The 20,566-nt window shown below is 71.3% G+C and carries 20 protein-coding genes; 9 read left to right on the forward strand and 11 right to left on the reverse strand.

The genetic code is table 11. The annotated features are described in order from the left end of the window. Window positions 1-93: 93 nt before the first annotated feature. Window positions 94-984 carry a LysR substrate-binding domain-containing protein gene (locus tag ACFY10_RS40370; RefSeq protein ID WP_390670281.1) on the reverse strand — a complete coding sequence of 297 codons (891 nt, stop codon included), beginning with the start codon at window positions 982-984 and terminating at the stop codon, window positions 94-96. A 105-nt stretch (window positions 985-1,089) separates the two neighbouring features. Between ACFY10_RS40370 and ACFY10_RS40375 the strand changes: the two genes are divergently transcribed. The 4 genes from ACFY10_RS40375 (at window position 1,090) to ACFY10_RS40390 (ending at window position 6,227) form a co-directional block, all read left to right on the forward strand. After that, a complete protein-coding gene (locus tag ACFY10_RS40375) occupies window positions 1,090-2,268 on the forward strand; it encodes a mandelate racemase/muconate lactonizing enzyme family protein (protein ID WP_390670282.1) in 1,179 nt (392 codons plus the stop codon). Window positions 2,269-2,419: 151 nt separating this feature from the next. Next, entirely contained in the window at window positions 2,420-3,367 is a 948-nt protein-coding gene (locus ACFY10_RS40380; RefSeq protein WP_390670283.1) for a 5-dehydro-4-deoxyglucarate dehydratase, read from the forward strand. Window positions 3,368-3,522: 155 nt separating this feature from the next. Then, window positions 3,523-4,863 (forward strand): gluconate:H+ symporter, encoded by a 1,341-nt coding sequence (locus ACFY10_RS40385; protein WP_390670284.1) that lies wholly within the window; start codon window positions 3,523-3,525, stop codon window positions 4,861-4,863. Window positions 4,864-4,889: 26 nt separating this feature from the next. After that, entirely contained in the window at window positions 4,890-6,227 is a 1,338-nt protein-coding gene (locus tag ACFY10_RS40390) for an enolase C-terminal domain-like protein (RefSeq protein ID WP_390670285.1), read from the forward strand. 145 nt (window positions 6,228-6,372) lie between these two features. Here ACFY10_RS40390 and helR read toward each other — a convergent pair whose 3' ends face one another. Beyond that, entirely contained in the window at window positions 6,373-8,547 is a 2,175-nt protein-coding gene (helR, locus tag ACFY10_RS40395) for an RNA polymerase recycling motor ATPase HelR (protein WP_390670286.1), read from the reverse strand. Window positions 8,548-8,766: 219 nt separating this feature from the next. Here helR and ACFY10_RS40400 point away from each other — a divergent pair, with 219 nt between their 5' ends. Beyond that, window positions 8,767-9,732 (forward strand): NAD(P)H-dependent flavin oxidoreductase, encoded by a 966-nt coding sequence (locus ACFY10_RS40400; RefSeq protein ID WP_390670287.1) that lies wholly within the window; start codon window positions 8,767-8,769, stop codon window positions 9,730-9,732. 35 nt (window positions 9,733-9,767) lie between these two features. Here ACFY10_RS40400 and ACFY10_RS40405 read toward each other — a convergent pair whose 3' ends face one another. The 4 genes from ACFY10_RS40405 to ACFY10_RS40420 form a co-directional block, all read right to left on the reverse strand. After that, complete coding sequence (locus tag ACFY10_RS40405; protein WP_390670288.1) at window positions 9,768-10,286, reverse strand: GNAT family N-acetyltransferase; 519 nt, start codon at window positions 10,284-10,286, stop codon at window positions 9,768-9,770. 52 nt (window positions 10,287-10,338) lie between these two features. Beyond that, window positions 10,339-10,881 (reverse strand): AAA family ATPase, encoded by a 543-nt coding sequence (locus tag ACFY10_RS40410; protein ID WP_390670289.1) that lies wholly within the window; start codon window positions 10,879-10,881, stop codon window positions 10,339-10,341. A 68-nt stretch (window positions 10,882-10,949) separates the two neighbouring features. Continuing rightward, on the reverse strand, window positions 10,950-12,164 hold the full coding sequence (locus ACFY10_RS40415; RefSeq protein ID WP_390670290.1) for a 4-hydroxybenzoate 3-monooxygenase: 1,215 nt from the start codon (window positions 12,162-12,164) through the stop codon (window positions 10,950-10,952). Window positions 12,165-12,509: 345 nt separating this feature from the next. After that, complete coding sequence (locus tag ACFY10_RS40420; protein ID WP_390670291.1) at window positions 12,510-13,097, reverse strand: rhodanese-like domain-containing protein; 588 nt, start codon at window positions 13,095-13,097, stop codon at window positions 12,510-12,512. A gap of 127 nt (window positions 13,098-13,224) precedes the next feature. Here ACFY10_RS40420 and ACFY10_RS40425 point away from each other — a divergent pair, with 127 nt between their 5' ends. Beyond that, on the forward strand, window positions 13,225-13,512 hold the full coding sequence (locus ACFY10_RS40425) for a metal-sensitive transcriptional regulator (protein WP_390670292.1): 288 nt from the start codon (window positions 13,225-13,227) through the stop codon (window positions 13,510-13,512). A gap of 51 nt (window positions 13,513-13,563) precedes the next feature. Here the strand turns inward: ACFY10_RS40425 and ACFY10_RS40430 are convergent, their stop codons facing one another. From ACFY10_RS40430 to ACFY10_RS40440, 3 genes are all read right to left on the reverse strand, one after another. Beyond that, window positions 13,564-14,313 carry a sulfite exporter TauE/SafE family protein gene (locus ACFY10_RS40430; protein ID WP_390670293.1) on the reverse strand — a complete coding sequence of 250 codons (750 nt, stop codon included), beginning with the start codon at window positions 14,311-14,313 and terminating at the stop codon, window positions 13,564-13,566. Further along, a complete protein-coding gene (locus ACFY10_RS40435; protein ID WP_390670294.1) occupies window positions 14,310-14,696 on the reverse strand; it encodes a rhodanese-like domain-containing protein in 387 nt (128 codons plus the stop codon). The genes ACFY10_RS40430 and ACFY10_RS40435 overlap by 4 nt, the downstream gene beginning before the upstream one ends. A 119-nt stretch (window positions 14,697-14,815) precedes the next feature. Next, window positions 14,816-16,189: a rhodanese-like domain-containing protein gene (locus ACFY10_RS40440; RefSeq protein WP_390670295.1), complete on the reverse strand. Its 1,374-nt coding sequence runs from the start codon at window positions 16,187-16,189 to the stop codon at window positions 14,816-14,818. A gap of 38 nt (window positions 16,190-16,227) precedes the next feature. Here ACFY10_RS40440 and ACFY10_RS40445 point away from each other — a divergent pair, with 38 nt between their 5' ends. After that, on the forward strand, window positions 16,228-16,737 hold the full coding sequence (locus ACFY10_RS40445) for a tautomerase enzyme (protein WP_390670296.1): 510 nt from the start codon (window positions 16,228-16,230) through the stop codon (window positions 16,735-16,737). Between the two features lie 44 nt (window positions 16,738-16,781). Here the strand turns inward: ACFY10_RS40445 and ACFY10_RS40450 are convergent, their stop codons facing one another. Beyond that, window positions 16,782-17,372, reverse strand: a complete 591-nt coding sequence (locus tag ACFY10_RS40450; RefSeq protein ID WP_390670297.1) for a TetR/AcrR family transcriptional regulator — start codon at window positions 17,370-17,372, stop codon at window positions 16,782-16,784. Window positions 17,373-17,494: 122 nt separating this feature from the next. Here ACFY10_RS40450 and ACFY10_RS40455 point away from each other — a divergent pair, with 122 nt between their 5' ends. Then, window positions 17,495-17,935 carry a 4-oxalocrotonate tautomerase family protein gene (locus ACFY10_RS40455; protein ID WP_390670298.1) on the forward strand — a complete coding sequence of 147 codons (441 nt, stop codon included), beginning with the start codon at window positions 17,495-17,497 and terminating at the stop codon, window positions 17,933-17,935. Beyond that, a complete protein-coding gene (locus ACFY10_RS40460) occupies window positions 17,928-18,938 on the forward strand; it encodes a zinc-binding dehydrogenase (RefSeq protein WP_390670299.1) in 1,011 nt (336 codons plus the stop codon). The genes ACFY10_RS40455 and ACFY10_RS40460 overlap by 8 nt, the downstream gene beginning before the upstream one ends. A gap of 62 nt (window positions 18,939-19,000) precedes the next feature. On the opposite strand, the gene ACFY10_RS40465 is transcribed toward ACFY10_RS40460, so the two are convergent. Continuing rightward, on the reverse strand, window positions 19,001-20,548 hold the full coding sequence (locus ACFY10_RS40465) for a serine/threonine-protein kinase (RefSeq protein ID WP_390670300.1): 1,548 nt from the start codon (window positions 20,546-20,548) through the stop codon (window positions 19,001-19,003). Window positions 20,549-20,566 lie beyond the last annotated feature (18 nt).

Below are 20,566 nucleotides of genomic sequence, written 5' to 3' on the forward strand. Positions count from 1 at the left end.
CACGATCCAGGGCCGCGACTGACGTTTCCCCACGACCAGACCAACGAGCGGACAAGCCAACAGTCACATGATCAACCGCTTCTGTTAGGACCTCTAAGGCATCCGTTCCCGCAGACACCTGAGCAGCGCGTGCAGGGCCGGGTTGTCGTTGGTGCTGCGCCACACCAGGTCGAGTTCCACGGGCGCGGGTGTGGGCAGTTCGACCGGCCTGAAGACGACCTCGGGGTAGCGCAGCCGTGCCGCGGCCTCCGGGACGAGGGCCACGCCCAGGCCGGCATTGACGAGGGCGAGGATGCTGTGGACCTGGCTCAGATACTGGGAGTAGACGGGGGTGACGTGGGCGGACCTGAAGATGCTGATGAGCAGTTCGTGGAAGTAGCGGGCCTCGACGGGTGAGTACATCAGCAGCTCCTGCCCCTCGAAATCCCTTACAGTGAGCCTCTCTTGACGTTCCGTCAGCTCATGGTCCGCCGGCAACGCGGCAACCAGCTGCTCCTTCACTGCAGGTCTGGACACCAGGTCGGGGCCGGTGACCGAGGGCCGGACGAGGCCGAGGTCGAGGGTGTTGTTGGCGAGCGCCGCGAGCTGGTCCCGGGTGACCATCTCCCGCAGGACGATCTCCGCGCGGGGTATCGCCTCACGGGCCGTGCTCAGCAGGGTGCCGAGCGTGGAGTGGGCACCGGCTGCGGTGGACCCGACGGTGACGCTGCCCGCCTCCCCCGTCGACACCTGCCGGACGGCGAGCGCCGCGTGCTCGGAGTGGCGCAGGATGCCGCGCGCCTCGACCAGGAAGGCCCGGCCGGCGGGCGTCAACTGCACTGATTTGTTGGTGCGGTTGAGCAGCCGGGCCCCGAGGTCGTGCTCCAACTGCCGTATCTGTCTGCTCAGCGGGGGCTGCGTCATCCGGAGCCGCTGTGCCGCGCGTGTGAAGTGCAGTTCCTCCGCCACGGCCACAAAACTCGTCAGCTGCGTGAGTGTGAACAACGATGCTCTCCCGGTATCAACACATGCAAATTTTGAGTTGGACGGGCATTCTCCGGCGTCCTAGCTTCAAGGGGCAACCAACCCTCCAAGGCACCGGAGCTTCGAGTGGTGAGTACGACGAACACGACGCCGCAGGTTTCGAATCAGGGCGAGGCCACACTGGACCGGATCTCCTGGCTCAGACTGTCCTCGATCGCCCTTCCGCTGGCCACGCCCGTGAGCGACGCCAAGGTGCTGACTGGACGTCAGAAGCCCATGACCGAGGTCGCCTTCCTCTTCGTCGAGGTCGGCACCGAGCAGGGCCACGAGGGCATCGGCTTCAGCTACGCCAAGCGTGCGGGCGGCCCCGGCCAGTTCGCACATGCCAAGGAGATCGCCCCCGTCCTGCTCGGCGAGGACCCCAGCGACATCGGAAAGATCTGGACGAAGCTGGTGTGGGCGGGCGCCTCGGTGGGCCGCAGCGGTCTCGCCACGCAGGCCGTCGCCGCCTTCGACATCGCCCTGTGGGACCTCAAGGCCAAGCGCGCCGGCCTGCCGCTGGCCAAGCTGCTCGGCGCCCACCGCGACTCCGTGCGCTGCTACAACACCTCCGGCGGCTTTCTGCACACCCCGACCGAGCAGGTCCTGCAGAACGCCACCGCCTCCCTGGCCGGCGGCATCGGCGGCATCAAGCTCAAGGTCGGCCAGCCCGACGGCAGGGCGGACCTGCGCCGGGTGACCGCCGTACGCGAACACCTCGGCGACGACGTGCCGTTGATGGTCGACGCCAACCAGCAGTGGGACCGGCCCACCGCGCAGCGCATGGGGCGCGCCCTGGAGGAGTTCGGTCTGATCTGGATCGAGGAGCCGCTCGACGCGTACGACGCGCAGGGCCATGCTGCTCTCGCCGCCTCGCTGGACACGCCGATCGCGACGGGTGAGATGCTGGCGAGCGTGGCCGAGCACCAGGAACTGCTGCGCCACAACGCGGTGGACGTCATCCAGCCGGACGCGCCCCGCATCGGCGGCATCACGCAGTTCCTCAAGCTGGCCGCGTTCGCCGAACACCAGCACCTGCAACTCGCACCCCATTTCGCCATGGAGATCCACCTCCACCTCGCCGCCGCCTACCCGCACGAGCCGTGGGTGGAGCACTTCGACTGGCTGGAGCCGCTGTTCAACGAGCGGCTGCGGATCAGCGACGGCCGGATGCACCTGTCGTCGCGCCCCGGCCTCGGCATCACCCTCAGCGAGCAGGCCCGCGCATGGACGCAGGCGGTGCACGAGGTGGGCACGCGGCCCTGAGCCGCCGTATCGGGCTTCATCGGGCGACCCGAGGCCTTCGACGCTGCCGCATCGGATGATCCGCGGCCGTCGACCCATTGACCAGCCATGTGCATCACCCTAACCTCCATCCCCATACGTAGATAGCATCCATATACATGGAGACAAGTTCATGTCACTGAACACGGCGGCCCAGGACGTCGCGCGACGCCTGCGGGACGGCATGGCACGCGGTGTGCTGTCCTTCCCGCTGACCAGCTTCACCGACGACGGAAGCCTCGACCTGGACGCCTACCGCGCCTATCTGGCGGGCCAGTTGGCCACCGATCCCGGCGCGGTCTTCCCCGCCTGTGGCACGGGCGAGTTCAGCGCGCTGGACGAGGACGAGTACCGCCAGGTCGTAGCCGCCGCCGTGGAGGTGGCCGACGGCCGCATACCCGTCGTCGCCGGCATCGGCTACGGCTGGGCCCAAGCGGTGCGCTTCGCCCGGATCGCGGAGGAAGCCGGCGCGGACGCCGCGCTGGTGCTCCCCCACTACCTGCTCAAGGCCCCGCAGGACGGCCTGGTCGAGCAGGTGCGCCGGATCGCCGCGGGCACGGGCATCCCGCTCATCGTCTACCAGCGCGACCAGGTCGCCTTCGGTGTGGAGAGCCTGCGCCGCATCGCGGAGATCCCCACGGTCATCGGCCTCAAGGACGGCCACAGCGACCTGGACCGCCTCCAGCGCCTGACCCTCACCGCCCCCGACCACCTGCTCTTCTTCAACGGCGCCGCCACCGCGGAGATCCAGGCCCGCGCCTACGCCACCATCGGCGTACCCGCCTACTCCTCGGCGGTCCACGCCTTCGCCCCCGAGATCGCGAACGCGTTCTTCGCCGCCCTCCAGAGCGGTGACGACAGCACCGTCGACGACCTGCTGCGCGGCTTCTACGTCCCGCTGGTCGAACTGCGCGACCGGGTACCGGGCTACGCGGTCTCCCTCGTCAAGGCCGCGGCCCGGCTGCGCGGCATGCCGGTCGGCCCGGTCCGCGCCCCGCTCACCGACCCCGGCCCGCAGGACCTCGCCGAGCTGGAGAAGCTCCTGGAGTCGGGCCTGGCCCTGGTCGGAGCCACCCGCTGAACCACACCCGGCCACGCCCCGCTCGTCGCTGAGCATCGGCGCACCGGCCGTCTCGCCCCACCCCCCACCTCACGACACACGACCGCCGCTCGCCGGACGGGCGGCGGTCGTCATCTGCGCACAGCTCGAAGCACAGTTCAAAGGGGAACTGATCCATGCCACTTGTCGTCGTAGCGATCAGCGTGCTGGTCCTGCTGTTCCTCATGACCAGACTGAAGCTCAACGGCCTCATCGCCCTGCTCCTGGTGGCCGTCGGGGTGGCGCTGGTCCAGGGGATTCCGGCCGCGAAGATCGGTGACGTCCTCGGGCAGGGGGTCGGCGACCAGATCGGCGACACCATGCTCGTCGTCGGACTCGGCGCCATGCTCGGCCGCGTCATGGGCGACTCGGGCGCAGCCCAGCGGATAGCCGGGCGGCTCGTCGGCGCCTTCGGCCCGCGCTATGTCCAGGTCGCCATGGTCGTCACCGCCATGCTCATCGGCGTGACGATGTTCTACGAGGTCGCCTTCGTCATCATCGTGCCGGTCGCCTTCACCATCGTCCGGGTCACCCGCAAGAACCTGCTGTGGGTGGGCCTTCCGATGTCGATCGCCCTCTCCACGATGCACAGCTTCCTGCCGCCCCACCCCGGCCCCACCGCCGTCGCCGCCACCTTCCACGCGTCGGTCGGCCACACCCTCCTCTACGGCCTCTTCTTCGCCGTGCCGATCGGCGCCGTCATCGCGTTGGTGTGGCCGCGGCTGCCGTTCGTCCGGCGGATGGACCCGACGATCCCCCAAGGCCTGGTCACCGAGCGGGAGTTCGAGGAGGACGAGCTGCCGGGCATGGGCTGGTCCCTGTTCGTCGCCCTGGTCCCGATCGTGCTGATCGCGGGGGCCGCCGTGGCCGACATGGCGGTGTCCGACGACGACAACCCCGTCCTGCACGCCGTCGACTTCATCGGCTCGGCCCCGGTCGCCCTGCTGCTGACCCTCTGCCTGGCGATGTGGGCCTTCGGCCCGCGCATCGGCCGCAGTCTGGACGAGGTGAGCGCGTCCTGTGTGTCGGCGGCCAAGTCCATGGCGATGATCCTGCTGGTCATCGGCGCCGGCGGCGCCTACAAGGGGGTCCTCGTCGAGGGCGGGATCGCCGACTACATCAAGGACTTCACCGAGGGCTGGAGCATCTCGCCGATCATCCTGGCCTGGCTCATCGCAGCGATCCTGCGCATAGCGCTGGGCTCCGCGACGGTCGCGGTCGTCACGGCCGCCGGGGTTGTCGCTCCGCTCGTCGCGGGCAGCGGCGTCCACCCCGAGCTCATGGTGCTGGCCGTCTCCTGCGGCTCGATCGCCTTCAGCCACGTCAACGACCCGGGCTTCTGGATGTTCAAGGAGTACTTCAACCTGTCGGTCCTCGACGCGATCAAGGCACGCACCACGTACACGACCGTGCTCGCGATCCTCGGCCTGGGCGGCGTACTCGCCGTTGAACGGGCCCTGGACGCCCTCAGCATCTGACCACCTCCCCCTCAAGGAACCACTCCATGACAAGCGGAAGCCAGCCCACCGTCACCGCATTCGCCGTCTACCCGGTCGCCGGCCGGGACTCGATGGAGCTGAACCTCTCCGGTGCGCACGGCCCCTACTTCACCCGCAACGTGGTCGTCCTGACGGACTCCGAGGGCCGCACCGGCCTGGGCGAGGTGCCGGGCGGCGAGAAGATCACGCAGACGCTGCGCGACGCCGAATCCCTGGTGGTCGGCGCGAACGTCGGTGACTACAAGCGGATCCTGCGCGAGATCGGGCAGCGGTTCGGCGACCGCGACTCCGGCGGCCGCGGCCTGCAGACCTTCGACCTGCGCACCACCGTCCACGCGGTCACCGCCGTCGAGTCGGCCCTCCTCGACCTCCTCGGCCAGCACCTCGACGTCCCCGTGGCGGCCCTGCTAGGCGACGGCCAACAGCGCGACTCGGTACGCGTCCTCGGCTATCTCTTCTACGTCGGCGATCCCGACCGCACGGACCTCGACTACGTCCGCGAACCCGACGCCGACGTGGAGTGGTACCGCATCCGCCACGAGGAGGCGCTCACCCCCGAGGCGATCGTCCGCCAGGCCGAGGCCACCTACGACCACTACGGTTTCCGCGACTTCAAGCTGAAGGGCGGGGTGCTGGACGGCACCGAGGAGGTCAAGGCCGTACGGGCACTGAAGGACCGCTTCCCGCAGGCGCGGATCACCCTGGACCCCAACGGCGCCTGGTCCCTGCGCGAGGCGATCGAGCTGTGCGCCCCTCTGCTCGGCACCCTCGCCTACGCCGAGGATCCGTGCGGTGCGGAGGACGGCTACTCGGGCCGCGAGATCCTCGCGGAGTTCCGCCGGGCCACCGGGCTGCCCACGGCGACCAACATGATCGCCACCGACTGGCGCCAGCTGACCCACGCCCTCGCGTTGCAGTCGGTGTCCATCCCGCTCGCGGACCCGCACTTCTGGACCATGCAGGGCTCGGTGCGGGTGGCCCAGTTGTGCAACGCGATGGGCCTGACCTGGGGTTGCCACTCCAACAACCACTTCGACATCAGCCTGGCCATGGTCGCCCACTGCGGCGCCGCGGCGCCCGGCGAGTACAACGCCCTGGACACGCACTGGATCTGGCAGGAGGGCCTGGAACGCCTCACGGTCGCCCCGCCCCGCATCGTCGGCGGCGAGATCGCGATCCCCCGCGCCCCCGGCCTCGGCATCCAGCTCGACAGGGACCGCCTCCTCGCCGCCCACGAGCTCTACCGCGAAAAGGCCCTGGGCGCCCGCGACGACGCGATCGGCATGCGCTACCTCATCCCCGACTGGACCTTCGACAACAAGCGCCCGTGCCTGGTGCGGTAGTGCTCCGGCGGCGCTGCACTGTGTCGTGCGGCAGGCCAGGTTGCGGAACCACACGTGAGCGGGATCAGCAGGCGCACCGTGGTCCTCCGCTGACGGTCATGCCCGTGGCCGGGCCGGGCGGGTGGCCACGGGCAGCGGCGCGACGTCAGGGGTTCGTCAGGACGACCAGTTGCTGGGTCGCCCGGGTCATCGCGACATAGCGGTCGACCGCTCCTTCGATGCCCGTGCCGAACGCCTCCGGGTCGACGAGGACGACCAGGTCGAACTCGAGGCCCTTCGACAGCTCGGGGGTCAACGACCGGACGCGGGACGTCGCCCGGAACGTCGGGTCGCCGATGACGCAGGCGATCCCCTCGGCATGCGCGGCGAGCCAGGTGTCGAGGACCGAGTCCAGATCCGAGACAGAGCCGTGTACGACGGGGATGCCGCTGCTGCGGATGGAGGTCGGTACGTTGGCGTCCGGGAGTACGGCCCGGATGACCGGCTCGGCCTCCGTCATGACCTCTTCCGGTGTCCGGTAATTGATGCTCAGGGAGGCCAGTTCGATCCGGTCCAGCCCGATCCGCCCGAGCCGCTCCTGCCACGACTCCGTGAACCCGTGCCTGGCCTGGGCGCGGTCCCCGACGATGGTGAAGCTCCGGGAAGGGCAGCGCAGCAGCAGCATCTGCCACTCCGCGTCGGTCAGCTCCTGGGCCTCGTCCACGACGACGTGGGCGAAGGGGCCGGCGAGCAGGTCCGGTTCGATGCCGGGCAGCGCGGTCTCGTCGACCAGGGTGTCCTGGAGGTCCTGCCCGTGCAGCATCCCCACCGCGCCTTCGCTCTCGTCGATCTCGACGTTCTGCAGCAGGCTGTCGATGACGTCGGCCCGGCGCGCACGCTCGGCGGCGAGAGAGGCCTTGTGCCGACGCTGGCGCCGCGCCGCCTGCGGATCGCCCAGCCGCTGCCGTGCCGCGTCGAGGAGCGGCAGGTCGGACACCGTCCAGGCCTGGGCGTTCGCGCGCTGCAGCCGCGCCACGTCGTCGCGGCCGAGCCAGGGAGCGCACATCCTCAGGTAGGCCGGTACCGACCACAGGTCGGAGACGAGGTCGGCCGCTTCGAGCAGCGGCCACCCGCGGTTGAAGGCCGCGAGCAGCTCCCTGTTCTGCAGCAGCGACTTGCGGAGCAGTGCGGGCGGGGCGTCGCCCTCGTGCTTGTCCATCAGGATCGTGAGCAGTTCCTCCCAGACCTGCTCGCGCGCGTCGTTGTGCGGAGTGCCGGGTTCCGCCGCTTCGAACGCCAGGGCCCAGTCGGCGGCGCTGAGCGGGATGTCGGACCAGTGGGTCGTGACGGTCATCCCCTCGGTGGGCGGCTCCTCGTAGAACCTGACGGCCTTCTCGACCGCCTTCACCAGGTCCGCGGACGACTTCAGGCGGGCCACCTCGGGGTCGTCCTCGGTCGTCGCCGCTGCTCCTTCGGCGACGAGGTCCCGCAGGATGCAGGTCTGCACACCCTCCTCGCCGAGGCTGGGGAGCACGTCGGCGACGTAGCCCAGGTAGGGCCGGCTCGGACCGACGAACAGTACGCCGCCGCGGCGGTGACCGAGGCGGGGGTCGGAGTAGAGGAGGTGGGCGGAGCGGTGCAGGGCGACGACGGTCTTGCCCGTGCCCGGGCCGCCGTCCACGACGAGAGCGCCCCGGGATCCCGCCCGGATGATGGCGTCCTGGTCGGCCTGGATGGTGGCGAGCACGTCCCGCATCCGGGCCGAACGGTTGCTGCCCAGGCTGGCGATGAAGGCGGACTGGTCGTCGAGCGCGGCGTGCCCTTCGAGCCCGTCGGCGGTGAACACCTCATCCCAGTAGTCGCTGATGCGGCCGCGGGTCCAGCGATACCTGCGGCGGCTTGCCAGGCCCATCGGGTTGGCGTGGGTCGCCGCGAAGAACGGCTCGGCGGCGGGAGAGCGCCAGTCGAGCAGCAGGCGACGGCCCGTGCTGTCGGTCAGGCCGAGTCGTCCGATGTACACGGGCTCGGGGTCGTCGTCGCTGACGATGTGCCCGAGGCACAGGTCCAGTCCGAAGCGACGCAGGGTGCGCAGGCGGCCGGTCAGCCGGTGGACCTCCAGGTCCCGGTCCATCGCCTGCCGGCCGATGCCGCCGGGTCCCTTGAGCTCGGCGTCGAGGCGGTCGGAGAGTTCGGCGATCGTCTGCTCGAGGCTCTCCGCGATGGCCGTGAAATGCTGCTCGTCGCCGGCGATCAGCGTCGGGTCGGCCTTGGGGGCGAGTCGGTCGGGAAGGTCGAACGCACTGGTGGTCAGGGGGGTCGGGTCACCAGACAGAGCATGCACTTCGTGAGTCTCCCATTTCCGCAGCTTGTGGCCTCGGCCTGCGATTCTGCGGCACGACCGGGGCCTTGCCGCAAGCCCCCCAGTGCGCTATAAGTTGAGAGTGGCAAGGAGTGAGTGTCCTCCTTGCCTTTTGTTTTTGCCCTTTTTGCCCTTGTTTTTTCCCGGCTTGTTCTTGCAATTGCTCACACGACCGCGGCGGGCCGCCGGAGAATTGCGGCCATGGGATTGTCGACGGCGTTCACGGAACTTTTCGGTGTGGAGCATCCGATCGCCCTGGCCCCGATGGGCGGGTCGGCCGGGGGCGCCCTGACGGCGGCAGTTTCACGCGGCGGCGGGCTCGGGCTGCTGGGCAGCGGGAACGGGGACCAGGAGTGGCTGGCCCGCGAACTGCCCATCGCGGCCGACGGAGTTGGCGGAAAACCTTGGGGCATCGGCTTTCAGACGTGGGCGATTGACGTCGATGCGGTGGTGCGGGCGCTGGAACACCGCCCGGCGGCGGTGATGTTGTCCTTCGGTGACCCGAGCCCCTTCGTGGAGCGCATCCGCGCCGCGGGCACGGCGCTGATCATTCAGGTCACCGACCTGGAGGAGGCCCGCCGGGCGGTGGATCTGGGCGCCGATGTGATCGTGGCGCAGGGCACCGAAGCGGGTGGGCACGGTGCCCGATGCGGGCGGTCCACGCTGCCGTTCGTGCCCGTCGTGGTGGATCTGGCGGCGCCGGTGCCGGTGCTGGCGGCGGGCGGGATCGCCGACGGCCGCGGCGTGGCGGCCGCCCTGGCCCTGGGAGCTGCCGGCGCACTGCTGGGCACCCGCTTCCAGGCCACGGCCGAGGCGCTGGTCGCCCCCGCGACCGCAAGGGCGATCGTCGAGGGGCGCGGCGAGGGCACCGAGCGCAACAGGGTGCTGGACATCGCCCGCGCCTCACGATGGCCGGCGAAGTACACGGCGCGCACCCTCGCTCACCCTTTCCTCGACAGCTGGCGGGGCCGGGAGGACGAACTCGCTGCCGCCCCTCAGGCCCGGCAGGAGTACCAGGAAGCCGTGGCACGCGGCACGATCCCGGCACTGCCGCAGTGGGCCGGCGAAGCCGTCGACCTCATCAACGACCTGCCGTCCGCGGCCGATCTGGTCGGCACCCTGGCCGCCCAGGCCGAGGACGCACTGACCCGAGCCGGCAGGCACTGACCGTTCCCACCAGGAGGGCTGCCACAGCGAAGTGCTCAGGCCAGGTCGCCGCGCAGGATGCTGTAGCGCACGGCGTCACGCCACTGCCCGTCGCGGAAGGCGATGCTGCGCAGGGTGCCCTCGCGGGTGAACCCGACCTTTTCCAGGGCGCGTTGTTCAGCGAGGTTGTCCGCTTCGGTGTCCGCCTCGATCCGTAGGGCCGTTGTGTTCGCGAAGAGGTAGCGGACCAACTGCCGTTGCGCCTCGGTCCCGACGCCCCGTCCGCGGGCCTCCGGCAGCAGGTTGATGCCCATGTTCCAGTAGACGGTGGTCCGGGTGGGCCTGACCTGCCGCCAGGCGACGAACCCCAGCCGTTCCGCGCCGCGTACCACCATCAGATGCCCTCCGTCGTCACCGAGCAGGCCGTTCTCGGCCCACTGGCGCCGCCAGCGCCCGGTGTCCCACCAGCCGAACCACTGGAAGGGCGCGGCGGTCTCCGGGTCGATGAGGAACCGTTCCATGACGGGCAGGTCGTCCTCGGCCACCGGACGCAGCGCAACATCGTCGATGCTCATGTGCGCCACCCTACGGCGCGGCTCAACGGTTGTCGGCGGTCCACGGACGGGGTCAACTCCGTTGCCCCGCCCAGCCGGTGACGGCCACCACCTCGCGCGCGATGTCCCCGACGGTCCGCCCGTCCGTCACGACGCGCACCGCCTCCGCGGGAGCCCACTGGTCCAGGATCCGGGCCTTGCGGGCGCTGCCCTCCAGCTCCTTTTCCAGCTCCGAGCCGAGTTCCCGGCGTACCAGCCGCTCTCGGGCGGTGGCATCGGAGGCGGTGAGCAGCACCCGTACGGCCCGCACCTCCGCCCCCATGGCGCGCTCGAACATGCCCGCCGCCTCGGGCAGCACACTCGCGGTGTTCGTGTAGATCAGGCGGCGGCAGCCGCGCCGGGCGAAGTTCGCCCATACCGCGGTCAGGTTGCTCTCGGTGATCTCCGTGCGATGCGGATCCCCTTCCGGGGCCGGGTGCATCTGTCCCATGAAGTCACCGTCGATGATCGCGTGGGAGACCGCCGCAGCCCGCAGCAGCGCCGACACCTCCCACCCGACCGTCGTCTTGCCGACTCCGGCCCGTCCTCCGATGAGCAGCACCTCCGCGCGATCCATGGCAGCAGCGTGCCGCCTCGCAGCCGTCTCACGCGACCCGATATCGATCGGCCTTCCGGGTTCGGTGCTCACTCGGCCAGGTCCAGCCCCGTCATGAGTTCCGCGAAGGCGCGGGCCGCGGTGGGTGAGGTGAGGAGGCGGTCGAGTCGGGCGCGGGCCAGGCTGCGGTGGAAGGGGCCGGAGTCGGTGTCGTCGCCGGCGTCGTGGAGTGTGCGGGTGAGCCAGTGGGAGAATTCCTGGTCGTTCCAGACGCGGCGCAGGCAGCGCTGCGAGTAGCTGCGCAGTGCGCTGTCGTTGTGGTCGCGGACGGAGTCCCGGACGGCTCGGGCGAAGACATCGGCGTCGTAGAGGGCAAGGTTCATGCCCTTGCCGCCCATGGGCGAGACGATGTGGGCGGCGTCGCCGACGAGGTAGAGGCGGCCGTACTGCATGGGGTCGTGGACGAGGCTGCGGAGCCGGAAGGTCTCGCGGTCGGTGATCGGGCCGGCGGTGAGGGCGGGGTCGGCGAGCCGGGTGCGCAGGGCGTCCCAGATGCGGGTGTCGGGCCAGGCGTCGGGGTGGTCGCCGGGCGGGCACTGGAGGTAGTAGCGGCTGGTCTGCGGGCCGCGGGGGAAGTGGGCGGCGAAGCCGTGCGGGCTGACGGCCAGGAGCGGGTGGGCCGGGGGCGGGGCGTCGGCGAGGACGGTGAGCCAGCCGATGCCGTGGTCCAGGGCGTACGCGGTGAGTGCGCCGTCGGGGACGGCGGTGCGGCTGACGCCGTGGTCACCGTCGCAGCCGGCGACGAAGGCGCACGCGATGGTGCGAAGGGTGCCGCCGGCGGTGCGGTAGCGGACGGTCGGGCTCTCGCCGGTCAGGTCGTGCAGGGAGACATCGGCGGCCTCGAAGCGCAGATCGCCGCCGTCGGCGAGGTAGGCGGCGGTCAGCTTCTGGACCAGTACCTGCTGGGGGCACAGGCGGGCCCGGGGCCCTTCGGAGCCGTCGTTGTCGGACACCAGGTGGCTCTCGCCGTCCACCCGGATCTCCAGGATGCCGTCGTACGGGATCCCGCCCAGGACGCGGTCGGCCAGCCCCCAGGAGTCGAACATCCGCACGGCACGGGTTTCGACGATGCCGGCCCGCTGGCGCTGCGCGACGTACTCGCGGCTCCGGCGTTCCAGGACGACGCAGTCGATGCCGCTGCGCCGCAGCAGGTTGGCGACGGTCAGCCCGGCCGGGCCCGCGCCGATCACGACGACGGTCGTGGATTCCGTCTCCTCCTTCAACTCCCCTGTATTTTCTGTCACTTGATCACCTCCGCTGTCAGACTAACGGAGAGGTTGCTGCGCGGTGGCGACGAGCCGGCAGCGGCGCCAGGACCGGGCGATCTCGTCACGCGGTTCGGGTCGTGCGGGGACCCGTGCGGGCACGGGTCGTAGGAGATGCGTCGACAGCGCCGCTGCCACGAGGGCGGTGCAGCACGCCGGGTAGCCGACCGTATCGGCGGCGGCGAGATTGCCCAACAGGGCTTCCCCATAAGGGGTTTCGGCGGTTCGGGGGTCGGCGAACCGCCGGCTGTCACTCGGCTCCGCCTCGTGGGGTCCGCATCGGCCGCCCCTGCTGACCTGCCTTATGGGGGCACGGGGGACGGGTCAGCCGCTGCGCAGTTCCGCAAGCGCGGCGTCGAGGTCGGCCGGGCGGGGCCGGTTGTGCGGGAGTCTGCCGAGCAGGGCCGCCATACCGCAGGTGTCGGTGAGCGCGGAGAAGACCAGGCCGCCCGCTATGGCCGCCGAGACGAGCTGGAACGCCGGGTGCACGAGGAGGCCGAGTGCCAGCCCCAGGAGTACCAGCGTGCCCGCGGTGAAACGCACCTGGCGCTCCATGCCCCAGACGGCCCGGGCCCGGTGGGCAGGCGGCCGGTGCAGGTCGTGCCCTGCGGCGGCCCACGCGCCGGTGCCGCCGGTGAGCGTCGCGGTCGGGATGCCCTGCTCGGCAAGGAGCTTGCAGGCGTTCTCGGAGCGGGCCCCGGAGGCACAGACGACCAGGACGTCGCCGCGTTCGGCGGCCTGCCGGATGTCGGGCAGGGCGCGGCGGACCTGATCGAGGGGAATGTTGAGGGCGCCGGGCAGATGGCCGGAGGCGTATTCGCCGGGTGTGCGCACATCGACGACCGTCAGCTGGTGCAGCCGGCCGCGCACCTGGTCGGTGTCGAGGGCGGAGGGAACGGGGGAAGCAGTCACGGCAGTTGGATCCCTTGTGATCGTTTGCGATGGTGTGTGATGCGCTCTGAGTTCGTCGGGGGTTCGACGCCGTCCCGAACCGGGACGTACAGTACCCCTAGGGGTATACGTTGACGGAGGAGTCGTCGTGGACATGGAGCTCGCGGGTGCGGAACTGAAGGCGGTGCTGAACCGGCTGCGTCGCGCTCAGGGCCAGATCGCCGGTGTGATCCGGATGATCGAGGAGGGGCGTGACTGCGAGGACGTCATCACCCAGCTCGCCGCGGCCTCGCGGGCCCTGGACCGGGCGGGTTTCGCCATCATCGCCACCGGTCTGCAGCAGTGCCTGACCGATGTGGAGTCCGGCCGCAAGAACGGCGAGGACGTCGAGCAGATGCGCGCCCGTCTGGAGAAGCTGTTCCTGTCGCTGGCGTGAGGGGTCCCTCGTCTCGCTTCACTGGTGTGAGAGGTTCCTCGGCGGCGGCCGTCACACGGCCGAGCCGATCAGCATGAAGCCCGCCACACCCAGCAGCACCAGGGCAAAGATCCGCTGAAGCGCCGGCCCCGACACCTTCCTGGCGAGGCGTTTGCCGTCCCAGGCGCCGAGGATCGCGGCCCCGGCGAACGGTCCGATCACGGCCCAGTCCAGTCCGTCGGCCGTGCCCGCGCGCAGCGCCAGGGCGGCGACCGAGTTGACGGTGATGACCAGCAGGCTCGTCCCCACCGCAGCTCGCATCCGCAGCCCGAGGACACTCACCAGGGCCGGTACGGCGAGGAAGCCGCCGCCGACACCGAGGACTCCGGTGACCGCCCCGAGCCCGGCCCCCGCCGCGGCCGCCCGGCCGGGCCGTACCGCTCGTACGGCATGGCCCGATCCGGTCCGCAGGCGCAGCATGCGCACCGCGGCAACCAGCGCCACCAGGCCGAAGGCCGCGGTGAGCACCGCCGCCGGCAACCGTGCCGCCACCAGCCCGCCGAGCATGGCGGGCCCGATGCCCGCGGCCGCGAACAGCAGTCCGGTGTGCCAGCGGACGTGGCCGTCCCTGGCGTGCGCGGGCAGCGCGGTGGCCGTGGTGACGGCCACGATGACCAGGCTGGCAGTGGTGGCTGCGATCGGGGTGAAGCCGAGCAGGTAGATCAGAGCGGGGACGGCCAGGACGCTGCCGCCTCCTCCGAGCGCGCCGAGTGCCACACCGATGACGGCACCGGACACCAGGGCGAGTACGAGAACGCTCACGCCACCGTTCCGCTCTCGCCGTGCCGGTCCACCACGGGCAGCCCCAGCCGGGCCCAGTCGCGCATCCCGCCGATCACGTCCACCGCGTCGGCGCCCCGCGCGGCCAGCAGTTCGGCCGCCTGCCGGGAACGGTTGCCCGAGCGGCAGATGACGACCAGGGGCCGGCCCGCTGCCCGCTGCGGCAGTGCCGCGCCCGCCGCCAGCGCGGACAGGGAGACGTGGACCGCGCCCGGGGCGTGCCCCGCCTGCCACTCGTACGACTCACGGACGTCCAGCAGTACGGCATCCCGCTCCGCCGGGACACCGTCCACGTGCCCGGTGCGCTCCGCGGCCCGCCGCGCATCGACCCTGCCGGGTCCGCGCCTGAACAGGTTCAACGGCATGGTTCACTCCCTCCCACTTGACCGATCTCCCGGCCGATCCCTCGGCCATTCCCTCGACTGCCGACTCGGCCGCCGACTTGGCCCACGACTCGCACTCGCTCGCTCACAGCGGCCTCCGCTCAGGCGGTCCGGACGGTCAGTCCGGCCTTCTCCGCGGCGTCGAAGGTGTCGTCGACGGCGACGACGTCCCGGCCGGCGGCGTGCAGCAGGGAGGCCGCGATGGCGGCGCGCATACCGCCGGCGCAGTGCACCCACACCTGGCCGTCGGGGATCTCGCCGAGCCGACGGTGCAGCGCATGGATGGGAATGTGGAGCGCCCCCTCCACGAAGCCGCCCGCGTGTTCGGTCTCCCGCCGGACGTCGAGCACCACCAGGTGCCCCCTCCCGTCGCGCCGGCGGTCCGCCAGATCGGCGAACGTGGCGCGCGGGAAGGAGACCGGGTCCTCGCCCGCGCGCACCCAGTCCGACGGATCACCCGTGGCCGCGGCGGCCGGGCGGTCGATGCCCACCCGGGCCAACTCGCGCTGGGCGGCGAGGAGTTGTGCGGCCGACTCGGCCAGCAGGGTCAGCGGCCTGCCCCAAGGGATGAGCCAGGCCAGGTAGGTGGCGAGCTGCCCCTCGGCCTCGAAGTTGAAGGAGCCGGCGACATGCCCTTCGGCGAAGGCCACGCGGTTGCGCAGGTCCACCACCCACTCCCCCGCCGCGAGCCGGGCAGCGATCTCGTCGGCGTCGGCGACGGCGGGCGGGGTGAGGTCGAGGGGCGCAGGTCCGGCGGCGTTGGCCGGGCCCATGTGCACGTAGTAGGCGGGAATGTCGTCCAGGCCGGCCAGCAGGTCACTGACGAAGGTGTCGACATCCCGGGTGAGCGCCTCGTTGTACGCCTTCTCCCTGCCGATGGTCGTGTCAACGCCCTCGGTCCGGGCCGAGGAGCAGAAGCTGCCGAACCCGTGGGTGGGCAGAACCGGCGTCTCGTCGGGCAGTTCGGCTGCGAGACGGTGCGCGGAGGCGTGCTGGGCGCGGGCGAGGCGCTCGGTCAGCCGCGGTTCGACCAGGTCGGGCCGTCCGACCGTGCCGATGAGCAGCGACCCGCCGGTGAACACCGCGACCGCCGTTCCGTCCTCCTCCAGCACGTAGGAGGTGTGGTGCGGGGTGTGGCCGGGCGTCGCCAACGCGCGCAGAGCCAGCCCGCCGTCGGCGTCCACCTCGATACGGTCCCCGTCGTGCACCGGCACCCGCTCGAAGGCGACCCTGGCACCGGCGGGGACGAGATAGGCGGCGCCCGTGACGCGTGCCAGTTCCAGGCCGCCGGAGACGTAGTCGTTGTGCACGTGCGTCTCGACCACGTGCGATATCCGCACCCCCCGCCGCGCCGCCGCCGCGATCACCTGGTCGATGTCGCGCGGCGGATCCACCGCAACGGCCGTCAGCCCGCCGCCCGCCAGATAGCTCCGGTTGCCGAGGCCGGCCACTTCGATCGTGTCGACGAAGAACACGAGGCGCTCCCTTCCTCTGGAGAATTACCCCCCGGGGTATGTCATCGACAGTAGCACGGGTACCCCCAGGGGTATTTACGGAGGCGAGGTCGGCCCGCAGGGGACGCCTGAGCCTCGAATGGCGCCGCACACCGGCCGAGACACGGACGGACGCGGTGCTCGTGCCCGAGGTCGGCCGGTTCGCGCCGACCGCCCGGGGCGGATTCCAGGTGCACTTCGTGGAGCGCGCGGCGGACATGATGACCATCGGCGGCCGCCTGCTGGTGGACGCCGGTCAGGGACCCGACGTGATGGTGATCGACGTGGCGGTCATGGACGGCGACTGCCGCCGGAAGGTCAGGGCCGAGGTCATCGAGCGCATCCTCGCGGCAGCGGCCGAAGCCTGCGGGCTGCCGGAGCCGTCGCCGACCTGGTGGGTCACCTTCCGGGTCATCGACGACGGCAGCTGGGGTTCCGGTGGCAGGGTCCTCTCCATTCTCTCCCTCCTGGAGAGCGGCGTGTTCACCGAGGAGAAGGCCAAGGCGATCCGCACGGCGATCGGCGCCTGAGTCCGACAGGCCTCCCCGCCAGGCCGGGCCGTCGAGCCTTCCCGTCAGACCTGACCGTCGAGCGCGCCGGCGATCAGCACCTCCAGCTGCTGCGCCACCTGGTCCAGCGGCCGCATGCTGCGCTTCGCGCGGCACATGGCGATGGCGCCCTCGACGGAGGCCACGATGAGCGCCGCGAGTCCCGGAGCCTGATCGCCGTCGACGCCGTGCCCCCGCAGAGCCTCGGCGAGCAGCCGTTCCCACTCCTCGAACGCCTCGGCTGCGGCGGCGAGGGCCGGCGGGATCTCGTCGGCCGGCGGCTCCTCGACGGAGACGGCCAGCACCGGGCAGCCGGCCCGGAAGTCGCTCTCGACCACGATGCCGCGCCACAGGGCCAGGAAGGCGCGCAGGCCGGCGACCGGGCCCGCGTCGAGCTCCTTGCGCAGGATGCGGGCCACCGCTCCGCCGGCGTACTGCACCGCTTCGGTCGCCAACTGCCCCTTGCCCTCGGGGAAGTAGTGGTACGTCGAGCCGAGCGGCGCCTTGGCGTGTTTGGCCAGCTCGCGGATGCTGGTGGCGTTCAGGCCGCGCCTGCTGATCAGGTCGGCCGCGCCGGCCACGATGCGCTCGCGCGACGGTGCGCTGGATTTGGCCAAGACCGTGCCCCCTCTCCGGACCCCACTGGCTATAACGCCCGTCATAGTCTAGCGTGACCTCCACTTATAACGACTGTCATAGACCTTTCGGAACATGACAGAACGCGAGAGAGGACCTCGTCATGCCGATGATCCGGCTCACCGCCCCGTCCGGTTCGCTGAGCGAGGAGGGCCGCAAGACCGTCCAGCGCGACCTGGCCGCCGTACTGCTGCGCTGGGAGGGAGCGCCCGACACGGCGTTCTTCCGCGCCCAGGCGTGGAGCTATCTGGTCGAGCTGCCCGAGGGGGCGCAGACCACCGCCGAGGACGACGCGCCCCGCTTCCTCGTGGACGTGACGGTTCCGCAGGGTGCGGTGTCCGAGCGGCGCAAGGCCGGTCTCGTCGAGGACGCGACGAAGACGGTGCTGGAGGCGGCCGGGCTGTCGTCCGACGACGCGTTGCGCGTGTGGGTGCTGGTGAACGAGCAGCCCGACGGCACCTGGGGCGCGGGCGGTTCCGTCATCCGCTACGCCGACCTCGTCGCGCTCGCGAAGGGCCAGAAGGAGCAGCAGGCCGATGCGTGAACTGACCTACGTCGCCCGGCACTCGGTGGAGTGGCGCGAGGTACCCGACCCCAGGGTCCAGTCCGAAAGGGAGGCGATCGTGGCGCCGGTGGCCGCCACCTCCTGCGACGTCGACTCGGCGATCCTGGCCGGGCACGGCTTCCTGGACCCGCCGTTCCCGCTCGGCCACGAGTGCGTGGCCCGGGTCGTCGAGACCGGCGACGCCGTCACCGCCGTGACCCCCGGCGACCCGGTGGTCGTCCCGTGGTCCATCAACTGCGGCGCGTGCGACCACTGCCGCGCCGGGCTGACCGCCCACTGCACGGCGGTACCGCACATGGCCATGTACGGCGCGCCGATCGGCGGCAGTTGGGGTGGCCTCTTCTCCGACCTGGTCCGGGTGCCGTACGCGGACGTCATGCTCGTACCGCTGCCGGCCGGTCTCGACCCGGTCTCGATGGCCTCGGCGAGCGACAACTGGTCCCTGTCGTGGCGGCTGGTCGCCCCGCACCTCAAGGACAGGCCCGGCGCCCGGGTCCTGGTGGTCGCCCGCGGCAGCATCGGGCTGTACGTGTGCGACATCGCCCGCGCGCTCGGCGCCTCCGACGTGCTGTACGTCGACCCCGACCCGGAGCACCGCAAGCTCGCCGAGAGCTTCGGCGCCCGTACGGCCGAGGTCCTCGATCCCGTCCGGCACGGCTTCGACATCGCGGTGGAGGCCACCGGCCGCGTCGACCAGCTCGCCCAGACCGTCAAGTGCCTTGCGCCGGAGGGTATTTGCGAGTCCGCGGGCAATCACTTCCGTCCCGGTGAGCTGCCGCTGCTGGACATGTATCTCACCGGCGTCACGCTGCGCATCGCCCGCGACAACGTCCGGGGCCACATCCCCGACGCCCTCGCGCTCGCCGCCTCCGGCACCGTCGACCCCGCACGGGTCGTCTCCCACGTCCTGGACTGGGAGCAACTCCCCGACGCCCTGCCCGAGAAGCACCTCAAGCCCGTCTTCGTCCGCGCGCACGGCTGACCGCCCGGCGACGGCGTCGTCGGCCACTGCACGCTCGGCATCCCACACGAAGGCCCGCCCGGTCACCGCTGCTTTTCGGTGAACCCGTCCCTGACGTGGTCGAAGACCGGACGGTAGGTGCTCCACTTGGCCTCCGGGGCCGACAGATAGATGTCGTACTCCCGGCCGCCCGCGGTGCCGTAGCCGAGGTCGATGGCGCGGAAGGCGCGGGCCCGGCCCTGGAAGGTGAACTCCCACACCGCCGCAGGCTTCCCCCTGAAGGTGGTCTCCTGCATGCGCAGCCTGCGGTAAATGGAGTAGTTGGCCTTGGTGTTGGCCTCGATGTCCTTGAAGTGTCCGACGGGGTTCGAGCCGGCGGGCTCCACCATGCCGATGGTGATGCCGGCCAGGCCGGTCGGGTCGGTGTAGGTGACCTCGTCGTCGCTCGACTTCTTCTGCTGCCAGCCGTCCGGCACGGGGAAGGAGACGCCGAGTTGTTCGGCGCGGACCAGGTGGTAGCCGTCGGGGACGGGCGAGGGCGAGACGGTCGGGGTGGGCGTGGTGCGGTCGGCTCCGTCGTGGCCGGATCGGTGCGAGGACACGTAGAGCGTGACGGCGGTGGCGGCCGCGGCCAGGACGGCCAGGACCGGTACGAGGACACGGCGCCTCCGGCCGCGACGGCGGCGGCGTGTGCTCCTGCCCGTCGGCGCCGGTGGGGTCGGCGGCGCCGCGGGGGTGTGGTGCGTGGTCGAGCCGTCGCCCGGCGGGCCGGCCGCCACCACGGGGGTGATGGCGGACTGCACCGTCGGCGGGCCGGTGGACCAGGTGGCCCGCAGCGCCCGTTCCGTCTGCTCCGCCGTGGGCCGGTCCTCGGGGTCCTTCGACAGCAGGGCGTCGATGAGCGGTTCGAGCGAACCGGCCTTGCGCATCGGCTCCAGCGGGTCGACGGCGATGGCGTACGCGGTCTCCATGGGGGTGTCGCGGCGGTACGGCGGACGCCCCTCCACCGCCTGGTACAGGGTCGCGCCCAGCGACCACAGGTCCGAGGCCGGGCCGGGCTTGTGGCCGCGGATCCGCTCGGGGGCCATGAAGTCGATGGAGCCGATCATCTCCCCGGTCTGGGTGAGCGTCGAGGTCCCGGCGGTCTGCGCGATGCCGAAGTCGGTCAGGACGACCCGGCCGTCGGGGCCGAGCAGGACGTTGCCGGGTTTGATGTCGCGGTGCAGGACGCCTGCCGCGTGCGCGGCCCGTACCGCGGAGATCACACCGAGGCCGATGCGTGCTGCCTCCTCGGGCGGCAGCGTCCGGCCGCCGTCGAGGACGTCGGCGAGGGTGCCGGCAGGGACGTACTCCATGACGATGCACGGCTGCCCGCCGTCGTCGACGACGTCATGGACGACGACCACGTTGGGGTGCACGACCCGGGCGGCACTGCGCGCCTCGCGGCGGACGCGCTCGTACAGCGTGGTGACCTCCGCGTCGGACAGGTGCGGCGGCGTGTGGAGCCGCTTGAGGGCGACTTGGCGGGCGAGTTCCTCGTCCTCGGCCCGCCACACCGTGCCCATACCGCCGCGGCCGATGCGCTCGAGAAGCCGGTAGCGCGCGGCGACGATCCGCCCTTCGTCCGACACAGCTTCGCCCTCCGCCTG

It is taken from the genome of Streptomyces sp. NPDC001401 (assembly GCF_042895385.1).
GTDB lineage: Bacteria > Actinomycetota > Actinomycetes > Streptomycetales > Streptomycetaceae > Streptomyces.